The following is a 25,670-nucleotide window of genomic DNA, read 5'->3' as shown; positions in this document are numbered from 1 at the left end:
GTAGCTTAATCATGCCCGTTTAATATGTTATTTCCTTTTCCGTCGCCAAAAATAAACAACACAAAATACAATAACTATAAATAGTAATAGATAAACAATGTTCGAATAGATGTCCATATAATGTACGATATCCTCCCAGGATTCCCCAACTTTAGCTCCGAGGGTCACTAAGAAGGTATTCCAAATAACCGTACCTACCGTTGTGAAAATTAGAAATAAGGGGAAATTCATTCGTGTCATCCCCGCAGGAATAGATATAAGACTACGGACAAGTGGAATCATTCTACAAAAGAGAACGGTCCAATACCCGTATTTATCGAACCAACGATCTGCTCGATGAATATCTGTCACCTTTACCCGAAGAATAGAACCATATTTTTGAATAAATCTTTCCATTCTCTCAATCCCGAACAGCATGCCAATTCCATATAGTAGGATGGCACCAAGCACCGAACCTATGGTGGAGTAAATAATGACCCCCGCTACGGAAAGGCTTGTACTCGACGTCATAAATCCACTGAATGTTAAAATCACTTCTGAAGGGATCGGTGGGAAAAGATTCTCCGCACAAATTAATAGAAAAACGCCTAAATATCCGAATTGTTCAAGGAAATCTGTAATCCAATTCTCCATCACCTTTTTCTCCTCTTTAAATAATCTATATCTATGAATTTTGTTTAAAAAATATGTACAACCACCTAATCATACAATAAAAAAGCTATTTAGGGTATGACAGCAAAATAAAAAAATCACACATTGAGAATTGTTATCAATTATTGTATATTAGATAGTAACGATAAATATAATGGAATAAGGAGAATATACAATGCAAATCTACTGGACTAAAATAAATAAGATTATTGAAGAAACGCCAGAAGTTAAAACATATCTGCTCGACTGCCCGGAAAACTTTACATGGGAAGAAGGATCTCACACCCACTTCGCACTAGAAGGCTTTAATGCCGGAGATAAACCAAACCGTAGCCTGATTCGCCACATGTCAATCTCCACTTTACCGTACGAAGGTTCAATCGGTATCACAACACGCATCAGAGAGCAGTGTTCTGAGTTTAAAACAGTTTTAAGAAATCTTGAGGTCGGCAATAAAATTGCCATATTTAAAACTCACTCGAATGTACCACTTAAAAGAGAAAACAAAAATGTTTACATGCTGTCATCAGGTGTCGGCCTTGCAACCTTCAGACCGCTTGTACTTGATTTTTTAAAACGTGGTGACAACGTCAATCAAATGCATTCCTTGAATATCGATTCATCAAAAAATTTCCTTTTTACTAATATTTTTAAATCCACACCTGACAAGAAGTTTACATCACAGTTCGTCGATAACCGTAAAGACTACTATGAAGCAGTGAGAAATCTTGCTGCAGACAAGGAGGATGGACTCTTCTATGTTGTCGGCAGTGACGAATTCCTCATTCAGAACATTGAAGTACTGCGTGAGCAGGGCATCAAGCCTGAACAGATAATGCTCGATAAGCATGAACAACAACTGCCTAAGTTTTTATCATTAGATTTGTCAATATAAGTGATAACTGTTACATTAAAAAACCTCCCAACTCTGTTATAGGCACAAGCAATGCTAACAGGCTAATAGGAAGCACTTAAGCATTAGAGGGCACGCCGTATGCGATGAAAGTATCATGTACGGTGTGGAATTTCCTATTTAATGATGCTCCGCTTATCAAATTCTTACAATATGAAAGAGCTAAAAAAAGTCCTCCCTTAAAAGAGGACGCATAAATCTATTCAATTAAACCTTCTGATTCAAGATAGTTTCTGGCTACTTCTTCAGCGCTTTTTCCTTCTACCGCGACCTGATAGTTCATGTCACGCATTTCGTCATCCGTGATTTTACCAGATAGCTGATTTAATATACCTTCCAGCTCTGGATACTTTTCTAAGGTTTCTTTTCGCAATAAAGGAGCTCCTTGATATGGAGGGAATAAGTTTTTATTGTCTTTTAAGACCTTTAAGTTATAACGTTGTATTTCACTATCTGTTGAATAAGCATCTATTAAGTTGATGTCCCCCTGTTCGATTGCAGAATATCTTAATTTAGGCTCCATTGTCTTTACATTAGGGAATTCTAGCTGATAGACTTCTTGAATTCCTAAATAACCGTCTTCCCTGTCAGAGAATTCTAATGTAAATCCGGCATGAATCTCTCCTTTTATAGTCTTTAAATCAGAAATAGTTTCCAAATGATATGCATTAGCCAATACCTCTGGTACTGCTAAAGCATAGGTATTATTATATTGCATAGGTTTTAAATACTTTAGATTAAACTTTTCTAATAAGCCATCGTGTGCCTGCTGATAGACTTCTTTCCTATCATTACTTGTTGTAGATTCCTTTAAGAACTCGGATATAGCAGTTCCTGTAAATTCGGGATAAATGTCAATACTATTATTTCGCAATGCATTAAATAAAAACGAGGTTTTCCCTAATCCTGGTTCAAGTTCCACTTTAATTTCTGTATCTTCTTCGATTAGGGCTTTATACATATTAATTAAAATTTCAGGTTCTGTACCAAGCTTTCCTCCAATAACGAGTGTTTCCTCTTCCCCTTTGATTAAGTTAGGGACAAGCATAAATGATAAGGAAATAAGTACTACCAAGCCAATGGTTACTACAGACTGTTTGTAGCTAAGCTTTTCCATTTTGCGTAGAAGTAAGTCAAACAAAATAGCAAGTAACGCTGCTGGAATAGCTCCTAGGATAATTAAGGATGAATTGTTTCGATCAATTCCTAGTAAAATAATATCTCCCAATCCCCCAGCGCCGATTAATGCCGCGAGTGTTGCTGTTCCAATAATCAGAACCATAGCGGTGCGTATACCAGCCATAATAACCGGCATGGCTAGAGGTAGCTCTACCTTCATAAGTTTACGTCTAGTGTTCATTCCCATGGCAGTTGCCGCTTCCATTAAGGCTGGGTCCACCTCTTTAATTCCCGTATAAGTATTACGAAGGATCGGAAGTAGAGCATAAATAATTAGTGCTATAATCGCAGGGACCTTTCCGATTCCAAACAATGGAATAAATAAACCTAATAAAGCTAAGGAAGGGATTGTTTGTAGGACTGCTGCTATTCCAATAATCCCTTCAGCAATTTTTGCTTTTTTGGTTAAATAAATTCCAAGTGGAATCGAAATAAGAACAGCAAATAATAGAGCGATAAAAGAGATCTGAATATGTTCAAAAAATGCCTGGAAAAGCTCTGACCGTCGTGATTGAAAGACATCTAATATATTAGACATGTTGCTCCCCACCTTTTTTAGAAGATGTAGAGAGATACTCAAGAATAACCTGTCGATTCACCTTACCGATAAATTGATTCTCACGGTAGACACCAATCTCCTCGGCTTTGGTTAATTTCTCGATAACCTCCGCTAATGTTGCCTCTAAATGGATGGTGTCTTCTGGCACTGGTTGATTCTCATTCACTGGTAATAGACTTTTTTCTAAGGAAAAAGCTGCTTCTGCCGTTTGTGAAGCTCCAATAAAGTCTTGTACGAAATCATTGCAAGGGTTTTGTACTATATCTCTCGGTGTACCGAGTTGTACGATTTTCCCTTGATCCATTAAACAGATCCGATCAGCAAGCTTAATAGCTTCCTTCATATCATGTGTAACAAATACAATCGTTTTATTTATGCGTTTTTGTAAAGAGATCATATCATCCTGTAATTTTTCTCGACTTATTGGATCTAAGGCGCTAAAAGGTTCATCCATTAATATAATGGCAGGATCTGCTGCCAAAGCACGCACTACACCTACCCGTTGTTGTTCTCCACCTGACAGTTCGTTTGGTTTACGGTGGCGATATGTATCTGGGTCTAAACCAACCATTTCTAGTAACTCTGTGACCCGATTCTTAATCTTCGACTCGTCCCACATTCTCATTTCTGGTACAATAGCAATATTTTCTTCGATGGACATGTGTGGGAATAGAGCGATTTGTTGTAAAACATATCCTATATTCCATCTTAGCTGATGGATATCATAATCGCTAATTCTTTTTTCATCAATAAAAATAGTGCCCTCTGTTAGTCGAATTAAACGATTAATTAATTTAAGTGTTGTCGTTTTACCACAGCCACTTGGTCCGATTAATACGAAAAATTCTCCTTTATTGATTGTGAAATTTAGGGTATCGACAGCAGTCGTGCCATCTGCATAGGTTTTGCTAACATTTTCGAATTTTATCATAAAGCGAGTGCTCCTTTAACTCAAAGTATTCTCTATTTGTATACCCTTAATTATTTAAAGAAATCTATTCATAAGGTATTGTTGAGTGAATTTCTTCATTTCGTACCTCTAGAAAAAAGGTCTTAAATACATATTCCCTCCCTCCGTGCTTCGTATACCATTCCTTGATCCGAAGAAGATGCTTAGAATCACTCCTCACATTCTTTTCAATTTCTTGATAGCTTTCATAGCTATCATACTCCCAAATAGCAAAAATCTCTGTAGTAGTATCTGAATGAGGGATCATCCATCTACCAACTAATCTTGCACCATATTTCAGTTGATTAGGCAAATTTGTTTCTAAAAAATACTTATTAAAAATATCAATAAATTCATTTTTAACAATGTAAAATTTCCTTCGATAAAACATGTGGACACATCCTTTTCAATTTTCTCCTTATAACTTTCGTTTCGACTTTAGAAAAACCCTTTTTCCTCTTGAAAGTTATATAGATCAAATTTCTTTTTAAGGGTGGAATACTTCAGAATTTTCCATTAAAATGGTAAGGTGTGGTAACAATTTGAAGAAATCAAAGGAAGCAGTGCGAATCCTGAAAAAATGGAAACCTTTTTCCTTTTGATTCGTATATAAGAGTGAAGGAGGTGTATTCTCATTGAGGCAGTAGATATCTATTGGTGGCTGTTGTGGGGTAGTTTAGGTATTGCTCTTATTTCTTTATTTCTCGGTAATATTTTTGATGGAATATTAGATAGTTTGTTTGATAGCATTGGAGATTTATTTAATCCATTACTCGTTTTTGGAACATTGGCTGTGGTTGCTGGATCTGGAGTACTGTGGTCAAAGTATTCCGAATTATCTGAGATATATGTTCTTCTCATTAGTCTTCTAATAGGTTTAGGTGCCTATCTCCTCATCTATTATTTTTTAGTCATTCCCATGTCAAATGCAGAATCCTCTACATCGATTTCTGTTCATGACCTTAAAGGGAAAGTAGGAGAAGTGATCACTACCATTCCTGCTACAGGTATGGGTGAGGTGTTGATCCAATCACCTAGCGGGAGTTGGAATGAAATAGCCGCAAGTTTTGATAAAGAAGAGATTAAACAAGGTAAGAAGGTACTAGTGGTAGAAATAAAAGAACAGATTCTTTATGTTTCGGAATTTAACGAATTTTAAAAAGGAGGAAATGGAATGGATTTTTTAGTAGTTATTGGTGTAGTGGTTGCAGTTATTGTTGCCTTCGCCATCTTGTTCGCCGTACGGTACAAAACGGTTGGCGCTGATGATGCAATGATAGTGACAGGTAGTTTTTTAGGGAGTAAGAATGTACATAAAACAGAAGATGGAGGTGGTATTAAGATTGTTCGTGGCGGTGGTGCCTTCATACTTCCTGTCTTCCAACGAGCAGAGAATATTAGCCTTCGCTCCCATAGCCTGGACATTTCCACACCAAATGTCTATACAGAAAATGGTGTGCCTGTTATGGCAGATGGAACAGCTATTATTAAAGTACAAAGCACGACAGAGGGTATTGCAACTGCCGGTGAGCAATTTCTAGGAAAAGATGACTCTGAGCTTCGCAAGGAAGCACAAGAAGTGTTAGAAGGGCATTTACGTGCTATTTTAGGGACGATGACAGTGGAAGAGATTTATAAAAATCGTGAGCGTTTTGCACAAGAGGTACAAACTCAAGCAGCTGTTGATCTGAAGAAAATGGGATTACAAATTGTTTCCTTTACCATCAAAGATGTTCAGGATGAGAACGGTTATTTAGAAGCTTTAGGAAAGCCAAGAATTGCTGAAGTAAAACGAGATGCTCAAATTGCAGAAGCCAATGCTATGCGAGATGCAAGAATTCAAAAGGCGCAAGCAGAGCAAGAGGGAAAACGTGCCGAATTATTAAGTGAAACCCAGATTGCAGAATCCGAGAAAGAAAAAGAATTAAAGGTAGCCCAATATAAGCGTGAACAGGATACGGCAAAAGCAGAAGCAGACATGGCATATAAGCTACATTCTGCTAAAGCGGAACAAGGTGTCAAGGAAGAAGAAATGCAAATACAGTTAGTAGAGAAAAATAAACAAATTGAGATTGATGAAAAGGAAGTATTACGAAAGCAGCGTCAATACGAGGCAGAAATTTCGAAAAAGGCAGAGGCAGAACGCTATGCTGCTGAGCAAAAAGCAGAAGCGGATAAAGTCACACGTGTCAAGCAAGCCGAAGCAGAGGCTGCACAAATTCGCCTTGATGGGGAAGCGGAAGCAGATGCCATTCGCCAAAAAGGTCTAGCTGAAGCCGAGGCAAAAGAAAAGCTAGCAGAAGCAATGGAGAAATACGGGGAAGCGGCTATTTTAGAGATGATCATTGATATGCTTCCAGATTTTGCTGCAAAGGTTGCTGAACCAGTTCGTTCTATTGATAAGGTAACAGTCATCGATAATGGGAATGGTGAAGGTGATGGTGCTGCAAGAATGAGTAATTATGTGACAAAGCTAATGAGCCAGCTACCTGAAACGTTAAAGGATGTATCAGGTGTAGATCTAAAAGGAATGCTAGATAATATCTCATCGAACAGTGAGTCAAAAATAAAAGAAGGTTTAGCCGTTACGAACGAACGGAAACCGGAGTTTAGCGAAGTAGAAGAATAATGTTTGTAGAAATAAAGGGTAAGGAGACTTCTTTATGATAGGAGACTCCTTACCTTTTATTTCATACAATTTCGCTTCATTATTTTGATGCGTTCAATAAATAATCTTCTAATTGCTTAAAGGTTCCGATAAATCCTTCCTGAGTCATTTCTTTTGATTCGATAAAGGTGTTGATCTCATCCACAGCTGCGGATACAGGCGCCAAAGTCACTGTAACAGTTGTTTTTCCTCCATCTTCCATGAACGACATGCTAGTTAGGGTTTCTAGTGGCCAATTTTCGTTAAAGGGTGCACGGATAGTGTTACCTTCCCTATCGGAAAAGAAGCTAGAGTAAACGATTTTTTCTGGTGTAACAATCTCACTGTATACAAATTTAACCCACATTGCGTCCCCGTCGTCAGGTTTTTGGCTGTAAAGAAAGACACCACCCGGACGGAAATCTGATTGAAGCACTTCAAACTTCCACCCTTTTGGTCCCCACCAGTTCTTTAAGTGATCTGCTTCAGTGAATGCCTTAAACACAAGTTCACGTGGGGCATGAAAGGTATAGGTGAAGCTGATTTGATTTGACATAAGAATTCCTCCAATAATTATTTAATTAGTTCTGCCTAAAGCTGATTTCATTTTTTATACAGATACCACCTTTAGCCAACTATTTATTCCTTATTAGGAATATACCATTTAAGGAATATTGTTGTCAAATAATTATTTAAGGGAATGGAGGATAATACCGCTTATCTTGTTTTATCAAAATAAGCTGAAATCTTTCTAGCTAATGACTCTAATATATAAACAACCGGAACTTGTGTCGTAATATTGGCATCTTGAAACCATTCCTCTGTTACATAGTAAGATAAATTAATATCTGATATCTTGGCGATGGTAGAAAGTTTATTGTTCGTAATACTTATGATTTTACTACCCTCCTGTTTTAATTGATTGACCTGAGTCACGGTGAACGGATTTTCGCCAGACACAGATAAAACAATCGTGACACTATTATCTCGAAATTTCGTATGGATAGGAAAGTGTGGATCTTTAATATAAAGGGAGAATTTCCCAAGGCTCGAAAAATATCTAGCCCCATACTCTGCTAATATACCTGAGCTCCCTAATCCTATAAAAATAACACTTCCCGCTGTAGAAATCGTTTTTGCAGCATTATCCATATATACTTCTAGATCCCCACTTAATGTTCTTTCAAAGAATTCTGTAATTGAATGATGAGGACTTTTAATGACCGTTTTTTTCTTCTCCTCTAAACTCATTTTTAACTTTATTTTAAATTCAGAAAAACCGTTACAGTGTACCTTTCTACAAAATCTTAAAATGGTAGCAGTCGAGACATGTGTTTCATTAGCAAGCTCTCTTATTCGCATATAAGCCACTTTCTCACTATTTTGCGAGATGTAATTGTATAAAGCTGTCTCTAATTCATTAAAGGAAGCAATCATTTCATGAGTAAACATTTTCAATTCTCCCACCTAGTTCAACATTTTCTAATATCATAGCATAATTTAGTTAATGTTACATAACGTAACAACTATGAAACAAATCACAAAATGTGTGAATTGAAACGAAAGCACCAAGTGTTGTTTACCCTAATTAACATAAACTATATAATCACTAGTAAAGTGAGATTTTCATCAGGGGAATTTCTATCCTCGATGGATAGCGTAGCGTCACGTTAGTTACCCTGAAAAAACATTCTTTAATCTTATCAAATCTTAGAGTGAGGGTCTTACGGACGGCTAAAGCTGTGATAAAGACATAGGAGGGACAAGCTAATGGCAAAAAGTAACTTATCGTTTCCTGAAGGATTTTTATGGGGAGGAGCAACTGCTGCGAACCAATTAGAAGGTGCTTACAAGGAAGGTGGAAAAGGTCTTAACCTTGCAGACGTATTACCTGGTGGAAAGGCAAGGTTGAAGCTTTTATCCCAAGCTGGATTTGATTTTGAGATGGATACAACTAAATATTCTTATCCCAACCACGAAGCGATCGATTTTTATCACCGATATAAGGAAGATATCGCATTGTTTGCAGAAATGGGCTTTAAGGTTTTTCGTTTGAGTATAGCGTGGAGTCGTATCTTCCCTAATGGGGACGAGCTAGAACCAAATGAAGAGGGCTTGGCTTTCTATGATCGTGTATTTGATGAACTTCATAAACACGGTATTGAGCCATTAGTCACTATTGCACACTATGAAACGCCGTTGCATCTAATCAAAGAATATGGTGGATGGAAAAATCGAAAGCTAGTCGAATTTTTTGAACGTTATGTAAAAGTTATTTTCAATCGCTATAAAAATAAAGTGAAATATTGGTTAACATTTAATGAAATTAATGGTGCCACTCATATGCCACTTTTCGGTCTTGGCTTTTCACCAACAAGTGAGGAGACCCGTCTTCAAGAAAGTTTCCAAGGTCTTCACCATCAATTTGTTGCAAGTGCGATAGCAGTAAAATTAGGACATGAGATCATTCCAGAATCACAAATTGGCTGCATGCTTATCTACGCTCCAGTTTATGCTTATGATAGTAACCCCGAAAATGTTATGTATGCACAGCAAGAATCTCGTATTTTTAACAATTTTTGTGGAGATGTTCAAGTTCGTGGCGAATATCCTAGCTTTATCAATCGTTACTTTAGAGAAAATGATATTGACATTGCTATGGAAGATGGAGACCTGGAACTAATCAAAGAAGGAACAGTGGATTTCATTTCATTTAGTTACTACATGTCTCGCACCGAAAAGAAGAAGAAGTCCCCGGAAGAAGTTGGTCACGGAAATCTAGTGGGTGGAATAAAAAATCCATTTCTAGAGGCAAGTGATTGGGGTTGGGAAATAGATCCAATAGGACTTCGCATTTCTTTAAATGAATTATATGACCGCTATCAGGTACCACTATTTGTCGTAGAAAATGGGTTAGGTGCATATGATAAAGTAGAAGAAGATGGTAGTGTTCGTGATGATTATCGTATTGACTACTTAAGAGAACACATTAGAGCAATGGGGGAAGCCATAGATGATGGTGTGGAATTAATGGGTTATACTGCTTGGGGATGTATTGACTTAGTAAGTGCATCTTCAGGTGAATATGCAAAAAGATATGGCTTCATCTATGTCGATAAGCATGATGATGGAAGTGGAACATTAGATAGAAAGAGGAAAAAATCTTTCTTCTGGTATCAAAACGTCATTGAAACAAATGGAGAAGAATTATAACGCTCAAAAAAATTTGTTCTAAAAATAATCTGAAGTGAATATGGTAAGATATGTTGAGAAAGAGGGGATACGTTCCCTCTTTTTATACTTTTAAAAAGGAAAAAAATAAAAGGACATCGCTTAATCATCCTGATCTCTTCCTAATACGCCCCAGGTGCATGAATAATAAGCTGCAGCCAAAACCTCTATAAGCATAGATCTATCCGTATTTCCCGTAAAATATTTAACATTTTGTGACAACGGAATATGAAGAAGTAATTTTTCCTTTGATTTATGAAACTAATGGGTAATTTTTAACGTATTTTAATAAAGGGCATTTGTCCTTTTAGAATAAACAATAAAATCCTTGAGATAGAATGAGGAGAGTGTACATGTATAAAAAGTTACTTGCGAGTGCAGGAATTGGTAGTGCGGAGGTTGACACGCAATTAACAAACGAAAGACTAAGACCTGGAGATATACTGCAAGGAAAGGTAGTAATTAAAGGTGGAAGAATAGAGCAAAAGGTTGACAAAATTAACCTTTTCGTTATGACAGAGGCCTTACGAGAAAGAAACGATCGTAAACATTACGAAAATATTGTACTCCACCGCTTCGCACTCAATGAGTCCTTTCTTATCGGAGTAGGGGAAACAAAGGTCATTGATTTCGAATTTCCTTTACCGATTCATACGCCTCCGACTATTAACCGTACGAGAGCATGGATACAAACAGGGCTAGATATTCCACAAGCCATTGATCCAAATGATCGGGATTATTTACAAGTAGCTCCACATAAATGGATGGATACGTGTCTTCAAGCTTTAACCAATGAGTTAGCGTTTGAGCTGAAGAAAGTTGATATGGAATATTCTGATCATCATGGATATATTCAGGAGTTTGAATTTCGCCCATTAAAGGAATTTAAAGCAGACTTAGATGAATTAGAAGCAGTATTCCTTCTACAAGAGGATCGAATTGAAATCGTATTGCAGGTGGATCGAAAGGCAAAAGGGCTCCGCAGCTTGTTTGCAGAAGCATTAGATATGGATGAGCATAATGTACGAATCACCATATTAGAATCTGAGATGGAGCAAGGAACTCTATATGTAGCAAAAAGGCTAAAAGACGTGATTAGCCAATATATTGAAAACTAAAGATGCCGAGAATTTATTTTTTCTCGGCTTTAAAGATTACGCTGGAGGTTAATATGAAGAAATTCTTATTTCCTGTACTATGCATATCGACAATCACCGCTTTTTTAATTGGTTGTAGTGATAAAAATGATACTAATTTGGGTAGTAGCTTCGATCAAGCACAACAAATAGAGGTGCTATCGTCCACAAACGGAGAATTACAGACAACTATTGCAGACAATCAGAAAATAGCTGATTTTGTATCCTCTTTGAAGCTAGATAAGTGGGAGTTAGCCCAGGTCCCTTCAGAGGCTATAGCAGGGAGTACCTTTTTAATGAACAAACAACAAACGATCCGATTAGGTGAGTCAACGAATGAGGAAAAACGACTTCAAGAGGTAGCGAAGATTATTACCTATGAAAATGTTCCATTTGTAGATCTAGTGATGAAGGATAACAAGCTAAGTTTTTCTATCCCTGAAAATGTTACAAGCTATCTACAAGATTTTAAATAAGGAAGAGACAGCGGGAGTGAAGTATACATGGATAAAAGATTACAAGATTTAGTCGATTGGACAAAAGAGAAACTAAAGCTAGATTCCTATTTTTTAAAAACTTCTAGTATTCAGCGTAAAGTAAATACTTACCAAGAGACGGTTTATACATTGTGTATGGAATGGTTTCCGTTGCATAAGCCCGATTACGAGGATGAAGATCTTAACCCAGAAGGAACAGCCGTTGTAGAAATCGATCTACACTCTAAGCAAATACAAAGTATTATTTTTGTTGGAGAAAAAACATTTACCGATCTCCGCGTTGAAGCACCAGATACGAATGCGATTGTGGAATGGATAGAACAAGAGACGAATATCTCATCGAATTTATTTCATTTAGCAAAAGAAGAAGCAAATCGCTGGTTATTTGTTTCAAGCATAGATGGAATAGCTATTTCCCCATCAGGACAAATTGAGGTAAAACTAGATCAGGAGGGCAGGCTGCTTCTTTTTGCCGTTCATGGGGAATTTCCTTCTGAGCATTTAGTCGAAGTAGAATCATTTACGTTAACACAGGAATCGGTAATAGAGCTTGCCTATAAGCAGATTGATATCATTAAATTCCCAGTAATGGAAGAAGAAAATGGAAACAAGCCTATGCGATGGAAGAGGTTTTCGTAACAAATAAGGAACAACAAACCTTAAATTTCGATATCGGTATTCCGGAAGCGTTGCGTACAAAAATAAAGCATTTATTAACATGGAAGAGTGGACTTGACAACGATATAGTACGAAAAAAGATTGATGTGAATAGGGAAATTTCTGCAGATACAGCTTATGCTAATGAACCAAGTCCTGATATGCTCTCTATAACGAAAGAGGAGCAGGAGAAGTGCTTTGAAACCGTAAAAAACTTTATGCGTAAGGTATATCCAAATGATTCTGGAAAATGGGTGCTAGACCATCTATATCGAGATATGGAAATGGTTCATGCCGTGTTAAAGTTAAATGAGCAAAACAAACTAATCTTTAATGAAAAGCTTGTAGTGATGCTTGATCCGAAAACCTTTGAGGTGCTTAATTATATCGATACAAGTTCCTTTCTAGAAATGTTTCAGAATTTTGAATCAGAGGATAAAGTAATGGTAGGAAAAGAAGAGGCATTTGAGAATCTAGAGCAACATCTTCTCATAAAGCCATACTATGTATATGATTATGCTAAACAGAAATATGTACTTTGTGGTAAGCTTGACTGCCATTATTGTGTGGATGCGGAGTCAGGAGAAGTGATATTATTAGATGCCTTTACAAAATAGAGCGAAAAACCAACATTATTAAGAGGAAGAGTAGATATTAACGTATTCTATGTTAATGTCTATTCTTTTTTTGTGTTGTTAAGGACTATTAAATGATAAAGATTTAAAGAATTTTACATAAAATGATGGTCGAATGGGAAACTATCTTTGTCGTCAAATACGTAATGGAATATGTATCTATTTATCTGAAAATGGAGGAATCAGTTCATGTTTTTTCATGTGAAAGAGCTTCAGTATAATGCCAAACCAAGCAAACCAGACCCCGTTTACGCTAAAAAGCTTCAGGAAATTCTAGGTGGACAATTTGGTGAGATAACGGTAATGATGCAGTATTTATTCCAAGGATGGAACTGTCGGGCAGAGCAAAAATATAAGGATATGATATTGGATATTGGAACAGAAGAAATTGCCCATGTTGAAATGATTTCTACGATGATAGCTCAATTATTAGATGGAGCTCCAGCTAGGGATCAAGAAGAGGCAGCAAAAAACCCTGCTGTGGAGGCAGTTCTTGGCGGAATGAATCCGCAACATGTGATTGTTTCAGGTCTAGGTGCTACTCCAACTGACAGTACAGGCTACCCGTGGAACTCTAGGTATACGATTGCCAGTGGGAATTTATTGGCTGATTTTAGAGCGAATTTAAATGCCGAATCTCAAGGACGTCTTCAAGTTGTAAGACTTTATGAATCCACTACTGATCCAGGCGTTCGGGATATGTTATCTTTCTTAATTGCAAGAGATACCATGCACCAGAATCAATGGATGGCAGCAATTGAAGAGTTGGAGCAGAATCAGAAAGCGATTGTTCCAAGTACATTTCCACAAAATTTAGAAAAGCAAGAAGTGTCTTATTCGTTTATGAATTTCTCGAATGGAGAGGAAAGTGCACAGGGGAGATGGGCAAGTGGTGAAACAATGGATAAACAAGGTAATTTTGAATATGTATCCGATCCTAAAGCAATGGGACAAGTCCCTCAGTTGTCCCAAGCACCAGCGTATATTCATAATAGCCCAGATCCAAGTAAGCCAGCACCTCCACAAGTAGAATCTGCGGCCTACGAGGAACAGAATGAAAATAGAAATTAAATAAAAATTACAGTAAAAGCACAAAGCCAGGTTATGGTTTTGTGCTTTATTTTTGCACGATGTTTTTATAGGAATAGCCTAATGGTGCTCGTGATGTGATTCTTGATCTGGCTTTTCCTCTAATTGTTTGAGTTGATTTAATTCCTCATCCGATAATTCACCAACAATAAAGCGTTTGGTTGGTAAAATAGAAGACTGATCAGTGCTCGCTAGAACTTGTAAGAAGTAAATTCCATCTTCGGTTAGCGTCAGATCGGTTTGATACCAACCTTCTTTTTCATAGGCTAGGTTGGACTCAAGTATTCGATTTGGTTGTTCATTCTTCCAAACCTTAAGTTGTACCCCTTCTAACTCATTAATTGGCACTTCATTTCTTGTTAATAAAACACGAACAGAAAAAACTTGCTTAGGTTCTATCTTTGTTGGTAAATCTAGTTCCAACTCGAGCGGATATTCGGTATGATAAAGCTCTGCAGAACCTTCTTTTACAAGGTTAGCAGAGCATGCTGCTAAGAGTATACAGCAACATAAAATAGCATACTTTTTCATTTTTACACCAGCCTTAATAAAAGAATTGTTTTAGTCTTGGTATTCTTCTTAGAATCAGCCAATCTAGTACAAAAACAAAAATGACTGAAAGACCTACTAAGGGAAAAACAAAACTAAACAGAAGAAGTAGGATGGTCACTCTTTTTTTTGTAATGATACTTGGTCCAGTTGGTGCTCCAAGCCTATTGTTCGGTTTTCTTTTCCACCACATAATAAGGCCACTAATGACTAGAAGGACGATCCCCATACAAACAATTAGGCCAATAATCTGATTCATTACACCATATTCCAGTCCTTTATGAACCGTAATACCCCAAGCCATTAATTTACCTAATGGCTTGTAGTTCTCATAGCGATAATCAGCTAGGATGGCACCAGTATACTGATCAATGTGAAGGGTTGCTTCATCCTTTGCCTTTGGAGGAAATACAGAGATCGTAAAGACACCTTCGGGACTGCTAGGATAGATAACCTCATAGGTTGGATATATATTTTCATCATTAGTAATACGTACAACATCATCAATACTTATCGGGACAAACCCTCCATATTGATCGGAAGAAGGAACGGGCATTGTTTGGGCAGACCATGGGACATCTGCAATATCTTTTGTTTGAATAGTTGATTCTGGAGCACTTCCTACCCAAATGGATGGTGGATAGCCAATACCAGCATTTGTCGTAAGATTTTGAACCTTTGTACCCCAGAAACCAGACCATAATAAACCAGTGATGACAAGAAAAATAATGGCTAATGACAACCAAGCCCCTGAGACTGCATGGAGATCCCTAAAGAGAATTCGTTTATTTTTTTTAAATCTAGGAAAAATCACACCAAAAGGGGACTTTTTTGTTTTTGGGAACCAGATATACAATCCAGTGATAACTAATAGCAAGGTCCAGCAAGCAGCCAATTCTACAATCCGATCACCGACGGTACCAATCATTAATTCACCATGGAATTCTTCTACTCTATCTATGAAACGGTCCTTTTCATTTAACTTTCCAATGATGTCTGCAGTATAGGGATTCACAAAAATAGTATACGATTCCCCGTTCAGACTGATCTTGACTTCAGCAGAACGTGTACGCTCTTCACCTGGTCGATAACTGGTGATTTGGGCCTCAGGAAATTGATCCAATACTGATTCTATATGTTCTGATGGCACAAGTTTTTCTCCTTGTTCGATCACATTGTAATAATCTTCATAGAGTACGCCTTCTATTTGGGGTTTAAATAAATAAATCGCTCCTGTAATCGCAAGTATAAGAAGAAATGGTGCAAAAATAATTCCTGCGTAAAAGTGCCAACGCCAAACGATTTGGTAAATGTTGGCGGATGACTTTTGTTTACTTTTATTATCCATTTATCATGTCCTCAATTCTAAATAGTAATCATTACTATCATTCTAATCGAGAATCTGACCATTCACCAATGACAATATTGTGAATAATAAAAAAGCTGATGAACTGAATGGTTCACCAGCTATTCAATCACAGTGTTCATCCTTAATTATTCGTTGAAATCTTGAAACGGACACTAAGCATCTCGATAAGTTTCGCTAACAAACACTGTCCCTTTGATGGAAGTAAAGCTAGGATTTGTTTATTCTTTCTTGAATTGATCCGTCTTTTTTATGGATAATAACCGTTGTTTGCTTATTTTCTGCAATCTCCTGTGCTCGTTTTACTGCTTCGTTCTTCTTTTGGTATACATTAGAAACCTGCTTCGCATCTTGCGTTTTAACTGCCCAGCCATTCTCATGTGGAATGACATGTTCTCCTTTTTCTAAGAGCTCCGGACGACTATCTTGCGAATTTTCATCTCTTTTTCGTAGATCCTCGTCACTCATCTGCATAACCTGATTTCGTTCATGCTCTGAAACATTATCGTACCATTTTTTGGCCTGCTCTGTTGCTATTGGAATGGCTTGTCCTTCATCATAACCCTCGTCTATCATGGAATTTGCGATATCAATTGCTTTTTTCTTTACAGCTGTATCTAAGTTTTTCAATGAGCTTGGATAATCCTGTGTATCCCAAGGCATTTATATCCTCTCCCCTTCAAACGAATTAAAATGCAATCTCTTGACATGCTTTTGCACAACGAAAACATGCTTCTGCACATTTTTGACAATGCTCATGCTGATGCTTTTGACATTCATCTCCACATGTTGCACATATTGTGGCACAAACCGAAGCTAACTCGGAAATAAAAGGTGAATTTCGTGAAATAGCTGACTCTAAATAACTACATATTTCTGCACATTCTCGATCTAATCGAATACATTCGCTCATCATTTTTACATCCTCTTCCTGCAAACAAGCATCAAAGCAGTGATTACATGCTGTCATACATTCGTGCAATGTTTCAAGTAGTTCTTGGTATTGTTGGTGACTCATCCTAAAACCTCCATTTAAAATTTGTTCTATATTATACTTTTCCGCTTCATGCAATAAATAAACATACAAATATGTAAGGGGAGGCATTAGGAAAACTCGCATTCGCTCATTCTTTGGCGAATGTCTAGTTTTCCTTAGACTCGGTACCTTGAAATTCCAGCTACATCGGAACTTCTCCTGTGTAGAAATTTTATCCTTTTTCTAACGTATAAAAAAAGATCATAGGCATTGGCACCTATGATCTTCCTTTTACTTATTTACCAATAAATTGTTGTGTCCAAACATTTCCTTGTTCTACATAGCCAACACCAATATGAGTGAAGTCAGGATTTAAAATGTTTGCTCGGTGTCCTTCACTGTTCATCCAAGCATTCACTACCTCTTCTGGTGTTTGCTGTCCTTTGGCAATATTTTCTCCAGCTGTTTTATAGCTAATACCGAATTGTTTCATCATATCGAATGGAGAACCATATGTTGGACTGTTGTGGCTGAAATAGCCGTTTGTTGCCATATCATTAGATTTTTCACGAGCGACTTTACTTAGTTCTGTATCAATTTCTAGAGCAGATAAACCTTGCTTTTGACGTTCTTCGTTTGTCAATGCTACCACTTGTTGTTCAAATTGACTAAGCTGTTCTGTATCATTTTGTTCCTGAGTATTAGATGGTTCTTTAGCTTGCTCTGTATTATTATTTGTTTGTTCAGGTGCTTTTTGTTCAGTTGCTGGTTCTTCTTTTGGCTCTTCTTTTTGCTCATTCTTTGGTTCTTCTTTAGCAACTGGTTGTTGCTTTTCTTGCTCAGTATTTTGTTCTGTTTGTTGCTCTTGTTCTTTTGCCTTATCTTCTTGCTCTTGTTTATTGGACTGCTCTTCACCGTTAGAGAGGTTGTTGCAAAGCTTGTCTATTAAACTTTGAATATCTCCATTCTGAATTTTTGTCCAATCTATATTATAGTTAATTTTACTTTGAATATGGGCTTGTTGCTCTGCTTCTACGTCTTGTTGTGAGAATGCACTACCAAATAGCACTGTACCAGCTAATGCTATTCCAATTCCAACTTTCTTTAACATGAAAAAAACACTCCTTCTGTTATTTATTTATTTCTCTATCATCATAGCATGTGTTTTTTGTAATAATTGAGGATAATACTTCCAATATTAATTTTTTGAGGGTTATATTATATTAAACCTTTTAAGAATAAGAGATTCATTTCCACAAAATTGGATAATTTCTAATAAACTAGCATTATTTTCTTGTGATTTGGTATTGACAATTTTTTTAGGAGCATTTATATTTACATATCTTTTCTATAGCATAACAGCCATATGACAATTGTAATATAATAGGAGAATCTTTCCTGTGAAACAGAGTGGTTGAATTAGAGCAATTTAGAAGTAATGTCGTGCTTGTTATTCTGCTATGATTAACATAACAATTCTGGCAAATGGGAAAGGAGTATATAGCATGAATCTATCAGAGTTATTATTAGAAGAATTTAAGGATGAAGCAGAGAAAACAAAAGAAGCATTAAGTCGTATTCCAGAGGGTTGTTTAACCTTTCGACCTCATGAAAAATCGATGTCGATTGGCCAATTAGGGCTTCATATTGCCTTGTTACCTGGAGAGCTAACAGTATATTTTAGTGAATTAATAAGAGAGGTTCCGACAGTGCCACTTCCTGAGGCATCTTCTGTATCAGAAATTTTGGATACATTTGAGCATAATCGTCGGATAACTAGTGGTTGGCTAACTGAATGGGGAACAGAGGAGTTATTTGCAGAATGGCAGATGAAACAAAATGGAGAGATCCTAATGAAAGGACCGCGATATACTTTCATCCGATCTCTTGTCCTCAATCATTGGTATCATCATAGAGGGCAATTAACCTTGTATTTACGACTCCTCGAGGTCCCTGTACCAGGTTTATATGGTTCTAGTGCCGATGAAGAATGAAAGAGACTGTCTATCCTGACAGCCTCTTTTCCTTTCTTAAAAGGTCACCCTCGACAATACTGGGTAATGGTCGCTAGGGTATTGTCCATTTTTTCTAAAATTGATAATTTTATGATATTCTGTTGTGATTTCTCCTCTAGATAAAATCCAATCAATTCTATTATCTGCGCCTCCACCAGAAGGGTTATCATAACCATTGAATGTACCAAGCTCTTCATTTATTCTTTTCTCTGCTGCTATAAAGGTATCAACAAACTTGCCTTGCTGCTGTAAGATGTCATGAGGTATACTTTCGGGTCCAGCATTAAAATCCCCAGTTAAGATTACAGGGAGATCTGAATCAAGTTCCTTTACCTTTTCTGAAATAAGTCTAGCACTATTCTCTCTTGCCTCTTCAGACATGTGATCGAAATGGGTATTGATGAAATAGAATGCTTTATTCGATTGGTGATCAAGGAATTTCACCCAAGTGACCATTCTAGGGATTGTATTTCCCCATGATGTAGAACCTACTATATCTGGTGTATCTGATAGCCAGTAATGGTTGTATTCTAATGGAGTAAAACGGTTTTTATTATAAAATATGGACATAAATTCCCCTTTACTGCCACCCTCACGGCCTTGACCAATCCATGCATAATTTGGCAAATCATTAGCTAAATCTTTCACCTGCTGATAGACCGCTTCTTGTGTGCCGATAATATCCGCTTGTTCCATGCGAATAACTTGACGCACAGTAGAACGCCTTTCTTCCCATGTATGTGGGGAAGGATCAGAATCATTTAAATATCTTAGATTAAAGCTCATCACATTTAATTTAGCTTCAGACTTCTTATTATGTAATTCAGTAGATGCATGGATCGACGAAAAAGAAGTACTACCTAAAAGCAACCATAAACTAGTTAAGACAACAGCTATTTGCAGCATCCTTTTCAATGAAAATTCCTCCTTTGTTTTTTATCAATCCTTTCCAACTATCAATGTCTAGTATAAAGCAGGAATGTGAAGTTGGTATGAACTAGAGTTTTCAAAAAAGTAAAGAAAAATAGTAAAAAGCACCTGCAACTTTTGTGGTAAAAGGTGACCGGTCTTATTTCTTTTATTTGTTCTTGCATATTTTAGGTAAAGGATATATAATAAATTTACTACATTGTAAAACAAGATAGCAATCAAGAATTGCTTTTCTTTTTACTTCTCTATATTGCAATGCAAGGTAGGTGTGTGAATTTGGCGATTCGAAGTCAGCTACTGAAGGGAATCCTTGAAGGCTGTATATTAGCAATAATATCAAAGGAGTCTATTTATGGATATGAACTAGCAATGAAGCTACAATCACAAGGGATAGATGTGAGTGAGGGGTCTATTTATCCAATATTACTTAGACTACAGAAAGAGGAGCTTATTAAAGGGAAAATGAAAAAGTCCCCTCATGGCCCAAATAGAAAGTACTACCATTTGACGGATCAAGGAAAAACGGCGTTAACAGAATTTAAAACCCAATGGAACGGCCTTAAAACCCCTGTTGATCAATTATTAAAAGGTGAGGAGTGAAAATATGGATGCGTCCGTATTAATTGAGCAAAATAATCAAAAAAGAAAATTATTAAATGAAGAAAATAAAAAAGTGTATGAAGAAATGCTATTGTATGTTCGCCTGTTCTTTAATAAATCAGAACAAGAATCGGAAGAGATTTTAATGGAACTGCTAGATCATCTTCTAGACGCACAGGGAGAAGGGAAGAGTGCAAAGGAAGTCTTCGGTGATGATCCGAGGCAATATGCCAACGAAATTATTGGGGAATTACCAAAAATGATCACACCTAAAAGAGTAAAGGTGGGTCTCATGGCTATATTTTATTTTCTCGCTGTGACTACCTTCTTAAATGGAGTCGTTCATTCTATTCTATACTTTGGCTTTGGTAAAGGAGATCAAGAGAAAATCTATTACATAGGTACGTTAGCCTTGGAGGCTATCACCTCTATTATCATTGTTTTTGTAGCTATGTATGCCATCTTCGCCTATTTAAAGTGGTCATGCTTTAAAGATATTAACAAAGTGCTTGAAAGTGTTCTGTTCGGTTTTTGCTTTGGAGCCTTACCATTTGGCTTGTTTTTAACTATGTTCATCATCATGCCTGACTTTGGGATGTCAGTACAAATACCTGTTTATTGGTTAATAGGGATAAGTATTGTATTTTACGTCCTAGCGACTTATTTTAAGAAAACATCATAAACTTTTTGATAGGGAAATGCGTGTGCTTCATGCATTTCTCTCTTTTTTTCGAAACTGTGCAGGGGTCATTCCTACATACTTTTTAAAGGTTCGGTAAAAATGGGGCGTGCTATCATAGCCCATCATTTCTGCTATTACCGTAATAGTAAGAGAGGATTGCAGAAGTAATTCCTTTGATTTTAAAATTCTTTTTTTATTGATATATGCGATTGGACCCATTCCAGTAATTTGCTTGAAAATTCGACTAAAATGAGCGGGACTTACAAGTGCTTCTTTAGCTAAAGCAGGTAAAGAAAGGTTTTGTTCCAGGTTTTTTTCAATGTAAGCAAGAATGTAATTCATCCAATCATGTGGAGATGTTTTTGCATGAATGAGCTCATCCTTGTTTTTTAGCTTCATTCTAGAAAGGTGTAGTAGGATTTGATGGGTGATCAGTAGGGATGCATGAATCGACCCTAGTTTATCCTCTGTTAATTCATGATGTATTTGTAGGAGATACTGTTCAAGAATAGGCTGTTCCTTTATGGGAATCTGTATTTTGAATTCTTTTTCTTTCTTTACTTTTTCGATAAGTGATAAATAGGAAAAGGAATCATCAATAGAGATGGGATAAATCAAGCCAGAACTAAAGAAGATCACGGAAGAAGTGATTAAATTATGTTTGTCAGGTCTGGCATGGTGAAGCGTATCATTTGGAATAATGAAAATATCCCCCTTGCTCATTTCGTAGAGGGTGTTATCAATGAAAAATACGCCATTTCCATTGTGGACATAAATAATCTCATGAAAATGATGCATATGATCAGGACGTTCATTTTGAGGGGCTTTACTATTTTTATAGACAAATGAGTACGGGAATAATTCCTCTAATGGTTTCATATCTTGAAGTGAGCTCATCATTATCTCCTTTCCTTGATCAAAAAATAGTATAAAAAAAGCAAAAATGACAATAGTACTTTTCTCTAGTCTCACATACTATATAATATATAAATATTTATTCCGTATATAGAACGAAAGCGCTTAATATGATTATATCATATTATGTTATCGATAACTAAATTATGTTTTTAAATACATTAATTAAGTACTCAATCTCTATATTTAATTGTTGCCCAGGAATGTTATCGATATAATGGAATAAATATAAAAGTAAGTGAGGTTCTCGATCATGGTGACAATTTATGATATTGCCAAAAAGGCCAATGTATCTGCAATGACCGTTTCCAGAGTGATAAATAATTCTGGGAAGACAAAGGAATCCACAAGGAAAAAGGTTGAACAAGCTATTAAAGAATTGGGCTATGTACCTAACTCTGTGGCAAGGGGATTAATTTCCAAGCAAACAAAAACTTTAGGTCTTATTTTGCCGGATATCTCGAATCCATTTTTTGCAAAGCTAGCAAGAGGTGCAGAGGATAAAGCACATGAGCTTGGGTATCGAGTATTACTAAGTAATACGGATGAAGATGCATCTAAAGAGTTGAATTATATGGATATGGTATTATCCGCAAGAGTAGATGGGGTGTTAATTGCCCCAACAAGTGACCATTCCTTGGAACAAATTAATCGTCTTAGAGCACAGGATATACCTGTTGTCCTAATTGATCGGACCATTGAAGGTTTTACAGGTGATTATGTACTTGGAGACAGCTATGAAGGTAGTAGAAAGCTGATGGAGCATTTAATTGAACAAGGACATCATAACATTGCTTTCATCAATGGTCCTTCGAATATTTCAACAGCACGCGAGCGTTTAAGAGGTTATTTAGAAACATTGAGATTAAATGAATTACCAGTATACGAGCATTATATTACGGAAATAGACTTCAAGAGTATCCAAGCAGGGGATACGAAAAAAAATATCGAACAATTATTAGCTTTACCTTCTACAAAGAGACCTACGGCCATATTTGCGGCAAATAATTTTATAGCGATTAGTACGATGCGGGCATTAAAGGAATTAGGTATGAAAGTACCTGAGGATATATCTGTTGTATGCTTTGATGAAGTAGAACCAGTAGTATATTTTGATCCATTCTTTACAGTAGCATCTCAGCCTGCTCAGGAATTTGGAAGAATTGGTATTCAATTCTTAGTAGAACGATTAGATGGTAAAACGATTCAGAAAGATCGAAAAATTGTTTTATCACCAGATATTCATCTACGAAAGTCTACAAGGTCAATAAAATAATGCGATTTAAAAGGAGGTTCATTCATGGTTGATGTTAGGAAACAACTATGTCTTTATGCAAAGAAGCTAGTCTCTACAGGGCTAGTAGTAGGTGCTGGGGGAAATCTAAGCATGCGAGAAGGGGATTATATGTATATTTCTCCTAGTGGATTTGATTTGCAGGAGGTGAAGGAGGAGCAATGGGTATGTGTAAACATCTTAACAGGTGAAGTAATAAGTGATTTAAAACCATCATCCGAAATCTTAATGCATTTAGAATGTTTTCAAAGGAGACCTGATATTGATTCTGTCCTACACGCACATCCAAGCTACTCTGTAGCCATCTCCTCAGCGGGTTTGGAAATTCCTCCAATGTTCCCTGACTTCCCTGCAATGATAAGCAATATATCGTATCTAGATTATCTCATTCCGACTACTCATATTCTAGCAGATGCCGTTGCAGAGGTTATTGCTGAAACAGATGTAGTAGTAATGAGAAACCACGGAGTATTAACGGTAGGAAAATCGATGAAAGAAGCTTACTTTTTTATGCAACTAGTAGAAGAGGCGGCAAAGGTATATTACCTATCTAAAACGGTTGGTACTCCTAGGCTATTAACGGAGTCAGAATGTCAGGATTTACGCAATCTTTCTAGTGAAAAATATCGAGCGAAGCTGTTAAAAAGCTCTGAAAAATAGCTTGCGAGAGGAGGGAGATAGGTGAAAAAAGTATGGGCGTTTGATATTGGAGCATCCAATGGTAGATTGATGCTTTGTCAATATGACGGAGAACAACTAATACTAGATGAAATATATCGATTTGCTAACCACCCTGTTTCATTGACCAATCATTACTATTGGGATATTTTACATATTTACAATGAGATGAAAAAAGCAATGCAGGCTAGTCTGCAAGCCGGACATGAGGTAGAGAGCTTAGGTATAGATACATGGGGTGTGGATTTTGGCTTATTATCTGCAACAGGAGAACTTTTAGCAAATCCCTATTGTTATCGCGATCCACAAAATAAATTCGGAATGGAAAAGTTTCATGAATGGATGTCAGAGGAAGAGCTCTTTACTTTGACAGGTGTAGAATCTGCACCAATAAATAGTTTATATCAATTATTTACGATAAAAGAACAATCCCCAGGCTTATTAGAACAGGCTGATACATTACTTCTTACTCCCAATCTACTTACCTATTTTTTTACAGGAACAAAAGCCAGTGAATTCACGATAAGCTCGACTACGCAGCTATTAGATATCCACCAAGAAGATTGGTCTAAACAGCTTATTAGCTTGCTGGGAGTAAAAGATAACCTTTTTGCTAAAATTGTACCATCTTTAACCATCGCAGGATCTACATTACCTGATATAAATAGAGAACTACAAATGGATCCAGTACAGGTTATTCATGTCGCAGGGCATGATACGGCAAGTGCGCTAGCAGCATTGCCCATAGAGGATGATTATTCTGTTTTCATGAGCTGTGGTACATGGAGTTTAATTGGGATTCCTGTGAAGAAAGCATTAACCACACCAAACGCACGAAGGTGGGGTTTTACCAATGAAGGAACAATGGATGGCACTTACCGTTTGTTAAAAAACAATATGGGGATGTGGCTATTGCAGCAATCTCGTCTAATATGGGAGAGAGATGGGATCAGGACAAATTATATGGAAGAAAATCAATTATTTCAGCAAGCAACCCCATTTCGATCATTGATTGATCCGGATGATCCCCGTTTTTTTAATCCTGAGAATATGTTAGTAGAGCTTCGAGCATATTGTCGGGAAACTGAGCAACCAATTCCTCAATCAAGAGGGGAAATCATTCGCTGTATCATCGATAGTTTGGTTATGAAGTACAAACTAGTAATTGATCAGCTAGAAACACTTGTTGAACGAAAAATAAAGCGCATTCATATAGGGGGTGGGGTGACAAAGAATCAGCAATTATGTCAAACCATTGCAGATGCGACGGATAGGGAAATCATTGCAGGTCCAATAGAAGCAAGTGCAGTAGGAAACGCACTTGGGCAATTGATTGCACTTGGGGAAATAAGAGATGGGAAGGAAGCAAAATCGATTGTAAAAAAATCCTTTCCCATTAATAGCTACTTACCGAATCACGATCAGTATTGGCAGAATGCTTATACCCAGTTCAAAGAATTAATAGAATAAAAAGGTTTACTATAGGAAACATCGATAAGCTGACACTTAAAGGAGGAAGACA

At 36.9% G+C, this 25,670-nt stretch carries 28 protein-coding genes; 15 read left to right on the top strand and 13 right to left on the bottom strand.

The features are described 5' to 3' along the window. Positions 1-27: 27 nt before the first annotated feature. A complete protein-coding gene (locus ACZ5N5_RS03240; protein ID WP_054788072.1) occupies positions 28-633 on the bottom strand; it encodes a VTT domain-containing protein in 606 nt (201 codons plus the stop codon). 193 nt (positions 634-826) lie between these two features. Between ACZ5N5_RS03240 and ACZ5N5_RS03235 the strand changes: the two genes are divergently transcribed. After that, on the top strand, positions 827-1,546 hold the full coding sequence (locus tag ACZ5N5_RS03235; protein WP_464373267.1) for a ferredoxin reductase domain-containing protein: 720 nt from the start codon (positions 827-829) through the stop codon (positions 1,544-1,546). 217 nt (positions 1,547-1,763) lie between these two features. Here ACZ5N5_RS03235 and opuFB read toward each other — a convergent pair whose 3' ends face one another. The 3 genes from opuFB to ACZ5N5_RS03220 all read right to left on the bottom strand — a co-directional run bounded on the left by opuFB (position 1,764) and on the right by ACZ5N5_RS03220 (position 4,642). Then, positions 1,764-3,281, bottom strand: a complete 1,518-nt coding sequence (gene opuFB, locus ACZ5N5_RS03230) for an osmoprotectant update ABC transporter permease/substrate-binding subunit OpuFB (protein WP_464373266.1) — start codon at positions 3,279-3,281, stop codon at positions 1,764-1,766. Continuing rightward, positions 3,274-4,233: an ABC transporter ATP-binding protein gene (locus tag ACZ5N5_RS03225; protein WP_109982848.1), complete on the bottom strand. Its 960-nt coding sequence runs from the start codon at positions 4,231-4,233 to the stop codon at positions 3,274-3,276. The genes opuFB and ACZ5N5_RS03225 overlap by 8 nt, the downstream gene beginning before the upstream one ends. Before the next feature lie 64 nt (positions 4,234-4,297). Then, positions 4,298-4,642, bottom strand: coding sequence for an NIPSNAP family protein (locus ACZ5N5_RS03220; protein WP_464373265.1), 345 nt, complete (start codon positions 4,640-4,642; stop codon positions 4,298-4,300). A gap of 273 nt (positions 4,643-4,915) precedes the next feature. Between ACZ5N5_RS03220 and ACZ5N5_RS03215 the strand changes: the two genes are divergently transcribed. Both ACZ5N5_RS03215 and ACZ5N5_RS03210 read left to right on the top strand, forming a co-directional pair. Further along, positions 4,916-5,410, top strand: coding sequence for a hypothetical protein (locus ACZ5N5_RS03215; protein WP_054860404.1), 495 nt, complete (start codon positions 4,916-4,918; stop codon positions 5,408-5,410). 15 nt (positions 5,411-5,425) lie between these two features. Next, positions 5,426-6,880 carry a flotillin family protein gene (locus ACZ5N5_RS03210; RefSeq protein ID WP_054788074.1) on the top strand — a complete coding sequence of 485 codons (1,455 nt, stop codon included), beginning with the start codon at positions 5,426-5,428 and terminating at the stop codon, positions 6,878-6,880. A gap of 79 nt (positions 6,881-6,959) precedes the next feature. On the opposite strand, the gene ACZ5N5_RS03205 is transcribed toward ACZ5N5_RS03210, so the two are convergent. Both ACZ5N5_RS03205 and ACZ5N5_RS03200 read right to left on the bottom strand, forming a co-directional pair. Continuing rightward, positions 6,960-7,454, bottom strand: coding sequence for an SRPBCC family protein (locus ACZ5N5_RS03205; protein WP_464373264.1), 495 nt, complete (start codon positions 7,452-7,454; stop codon positions 6,960-6,962). A 161-nt stretch (positions 7,455-7,615) separates the two neighbouring features. Continuing rightward, positions 7,616-8,350 carry a MurR/RpiR family transcriptional regulator gene (locus ACZ5N5_RS03200; protein ID WP_464373263.1) on the bottom strand — a complete coding sequence of 245 codons (735 nt, stop codon included), beginning with the start codon at positions 8,348-8,350 and terminating at the stop codon, positions 7,616-7,618. A 318-nt stretch (positions 8,351-8,668) separates the two neighbouring features. Here ACZ5N5_RS03200 and ACZ5N5_RS03195 point away from each other — a divergent pair, with 318 nt between their 5' ends. The 6 genes from ACZ5N5_RS03195 (at position 8,669) to ACZ5N5_RS03170 (ending at position 14,125) form a co-directional block, all read left to right on the top strand. Then, a complete protein-coding gene (locus ACZ5N5_RS03195; RefSeq protein WP_109982844.1) occupies positions 8,669-10,111 on the top strand; it encodes a glycoside hydrolase family 1 protein in 1,443 nt (480 codons plus the stop codon). 371 nt (positions 10,112-10,482) lie between these two features. After that, positions 10,483-11,247: a sporulation protein gene (locus ACZ5N5_RS03190; protein ID WP_054788075.1), complete on the top strand. Its 765-nt coding sequence runs from the start codon at positions 10,483-10,485 to the stop codon at positions 11,245-11,247. Positions 11,248-11,300: 53 nt separating this feature from the next. Next, positions 11,301-11,741: a hypothetical protein gene (locus ACZ5N5_RS03185; RefSeq protein ID WP_464373262.1), complete on the top strand. Its 441-nt coding sequence runs from the start codon at positions 11,301-11,303 to the stop codon at positions 11,739-11,741. Positions 11,742-11,768: 27 nt separating this feature from the next. Beyond that, positions 11,769-12,401: a hypothetical protein gene (locus tag ACZ5N5_RS03180; RefSeq protein ID WP_464373261.1), complete on the top strand. Its 633-nt coding sequence runs from the start codon at positions 11,769-11,771 to the stop codon at positions 12,399-12,401. Beyond that, the gene (locus ACZ5N5_RS03175) at positions 12,383-13,036 is read left to right on the top strand and encodes a hypothetical protein (RefSeq protein WP_464373260.1); all 654 of its coding nucleotides are present in this window, start codon (positions 12,383-12,385) and stop codon (positions 13,034-13,036) included. The genes ACZ5N5_RS03180 and ACZ5N5_RS03175 overlap by 19 nt, the downstream gene beginning before the upstream one ends. A gap of 207 nt (positions 13,037-13,243) precedes the next feature. Beyond that, on the top strand, positions 13,244-14,125 hold the full coding sequence (locus ACZ5N5_RS03170; RefSeq protein ID WP_109982841.1) for a manganese catalase: 882 nt from the start codon (positions 13,244-13,246) through the stop codon (positions 14,123-14,125). A 78-nt stretch (positions 14,126-14,203) separates the two neighbouring features. Here the strand turns inward: ACZ5N5_RS03170 and ACZ5N5_RS03165 are convergent, their stop codons facing one another. The 5 genes from ACZ5N5_RS03165 to ACZ5N5_RS03145 all read right to left on the bottom strand — a co-directional run bounded on the left by ACZ5N5_RS03165 (position 14,204) and on the right by ACZ5N5_RS03145 (position 18,145). Next, complete coding sequence (locus tag ACZ5N5_RS03165) at positions 14,204-14,674, bottom strand: hypothetical protein (protein WP_464373259.1); 471 nt, start codon at positions 14,672-14,674, stop codon at positions 14,204-14,206. Between the two features lie 13 nt (positions 14,675-14,687). Continuing rightward, positions 14,688-16,040 (bottom strand): PepSY domain-containing protein, encoded by a 1,353-nt coding sequence (locus ACZ5N5_RS03160; RefSeq protein ID WP_464373258.1) that lies wholly within the window; start codon positions 16,038-16,040, stop codon positions 14,688-14,690. Positions 16,041-16,268: 228 nt separating this feature from the next. Next, a complete protein-coding gene (locus ACZ5N5_RS03155; protein WP_464373257.1) occupies positions 16,269-16,721 on the bottom strand; it encodes a DUF2188 domain-containing protein in 453 nt (150 codons plus the stop codon). A gap of 25 nt (positions 16,722-16,746) precedes the next feature. Beyond that, positions 16,747-17,076 (bottom strand): four-helix bundle copper-binding protein, encoded by a 330-nt coding sequence (locus tag ACZ5N5_RS03150; protein WP_054788083.1) that lies wholly within the window; start codon positions 17,074-17,076, stop codon positions 16,747-16,749. Between the two features lie 253 nt (positions 17,077-17,329). Next, entirely contained in the window at positions 17,330-18,145 is an 816-nt protein-coding gene (locus ACZ5N5_RS03145; protein WP_054788084.1) for a CAP domain-containing protein, read from the bottom strand. Positions 18,146-18,494: 349 nt separating this feature from the next. On the opposite strand from ACZ5N5_RS03145, the gene ACZ5N5_RS03140 reads away from it, so the two are divergent. Next, positions 18,495-19,028: a DinB family protein gene (locus ACZ5N5_RS03140; RefSeq protein ID WP_464373256.1), complete on the top strand. Its 534-nt coding sequence runs from the start codon at positions 18,495-18,497 to the stop codon at positions 19,026-19,028. 36 nt (positions 19,029-19,064) lie between these two features. Here the strand turns inward: ACZ5N5_RS03140 and ACZ5N5_RS03135 are convergent, their stop codons facing one another. Continuing rightward, positions 19,065-19,955 (bottom strand): endonuclease/exonuclease/phosphatase family protein, encoded by an 891-nt coding sequence (locus tag ACZ5N5_RS03135; RefSeq protein WP_464373741.1) that lies wholly within the window; start codon positions 19,953-19,955, stop codon positions 19,065-19,067. Positions 19,956-20,255: 300 nt separating this feature from the next. Here ACZ5N5_RS03135 and ACZ5N5_RS03130 point away from each other — a divergent pair, with 300 nt between their 5' ends. Then, positions 20,256-20,579 carry a PadR family transcriptional regulator gene (locus ACZ5N5_RS03130; protein WP_054788087.1) on the top strand — a complete coding sequence of 108 codons (324 nt, stop codon included), beginning with the start codon at positions 20,256-20,258 and terminating at the stop codon, positions 20,577-20,579. Between the two features lie 4 nt (positions 20,580-20,583). Beyond that, positions 20,584-21,261, top strand: coding sequence for a DUF1129 family protein (locus ACZ5N5_RS03125; protein ID WP_109982835.1), 678 nt, complete (start codon positions 20,584-20,586; stop codon positions 21,259-21,261). Between the two features lie 27 nt (positions 21,262-21,288). Here the strand turns inward: ACZ5N5_RS03125 and ACZ5N5_RS03120 are convergent, their stop codons facing one another. Next, the gene (locus ACZ5N5_RS03120; protein ID WP_181397394.1) at positions 21,289-22,158 is read right to left on the bottom strand and encodes a helix-turn-helix transcriptional regulator; all 870 of its coding nucleotides are present in this window, start codon (positions 22,156-22,158) and stop codon (positions 21,289-21,291) included. Positions 22,159-22,429: 271 nt separating this feature from the next. On the opposite strand from ACZ5N5_RS03120, the gene ACZ5N5_RS03115 reads away from it, so the two are divergent. The 3 genes from ACZ5N5_RS03115 to ACZ5N5_RS03105 are packed head-to-tail and all read left to right on the top strand — an operon-like array spanning position 22,430 to position 25,618. After that, on the top strand, positions 22,430-23,452 hold the full coding sequence (locus ACZ5N5_RS03115; RefSeq protein WP_464367576.1) for a LacI family DNA-binding transcriptional regulator: 1,023 nt from the start codon (positions 22,430-22,432) through the stop codon (positions 23,450-23,452). Positions 23,453-23,476: 24 nt separating this feature from the next. Continuing rightward, entirely contained in the window at positions 23,477-24,130 is a 654-nt protein-coding gene (locus tag ACZ5N5_RS03110) for a class II aldolase/adducin family protein (RefSeq protein ID WP_109982832.1), read from the top strand. Between the two features lie 21 nt (positions 24,131-24,151). Continuing rightward, a complete protein-coding gene (locus ACZ5N5_RS03105) occupies positions 24,152-25,618 on the top strand; it encodes a rhamnulokinase (RefSeq protein ID WP_277679136.1) in 1,467 nt (488 codons plus the stop codon). Positions 25,619-25,670: the final 52 nt, after the last annotated feature.

The sequence above is a fragment of the Gracilibacillus sp. JCM 18966 genome (genome assembly GCF_055392695.1).
Note: the sequence above shows the minus strand (reverse complement) of the source record. Positions and strands in the feature narration are given on the sequence as shown.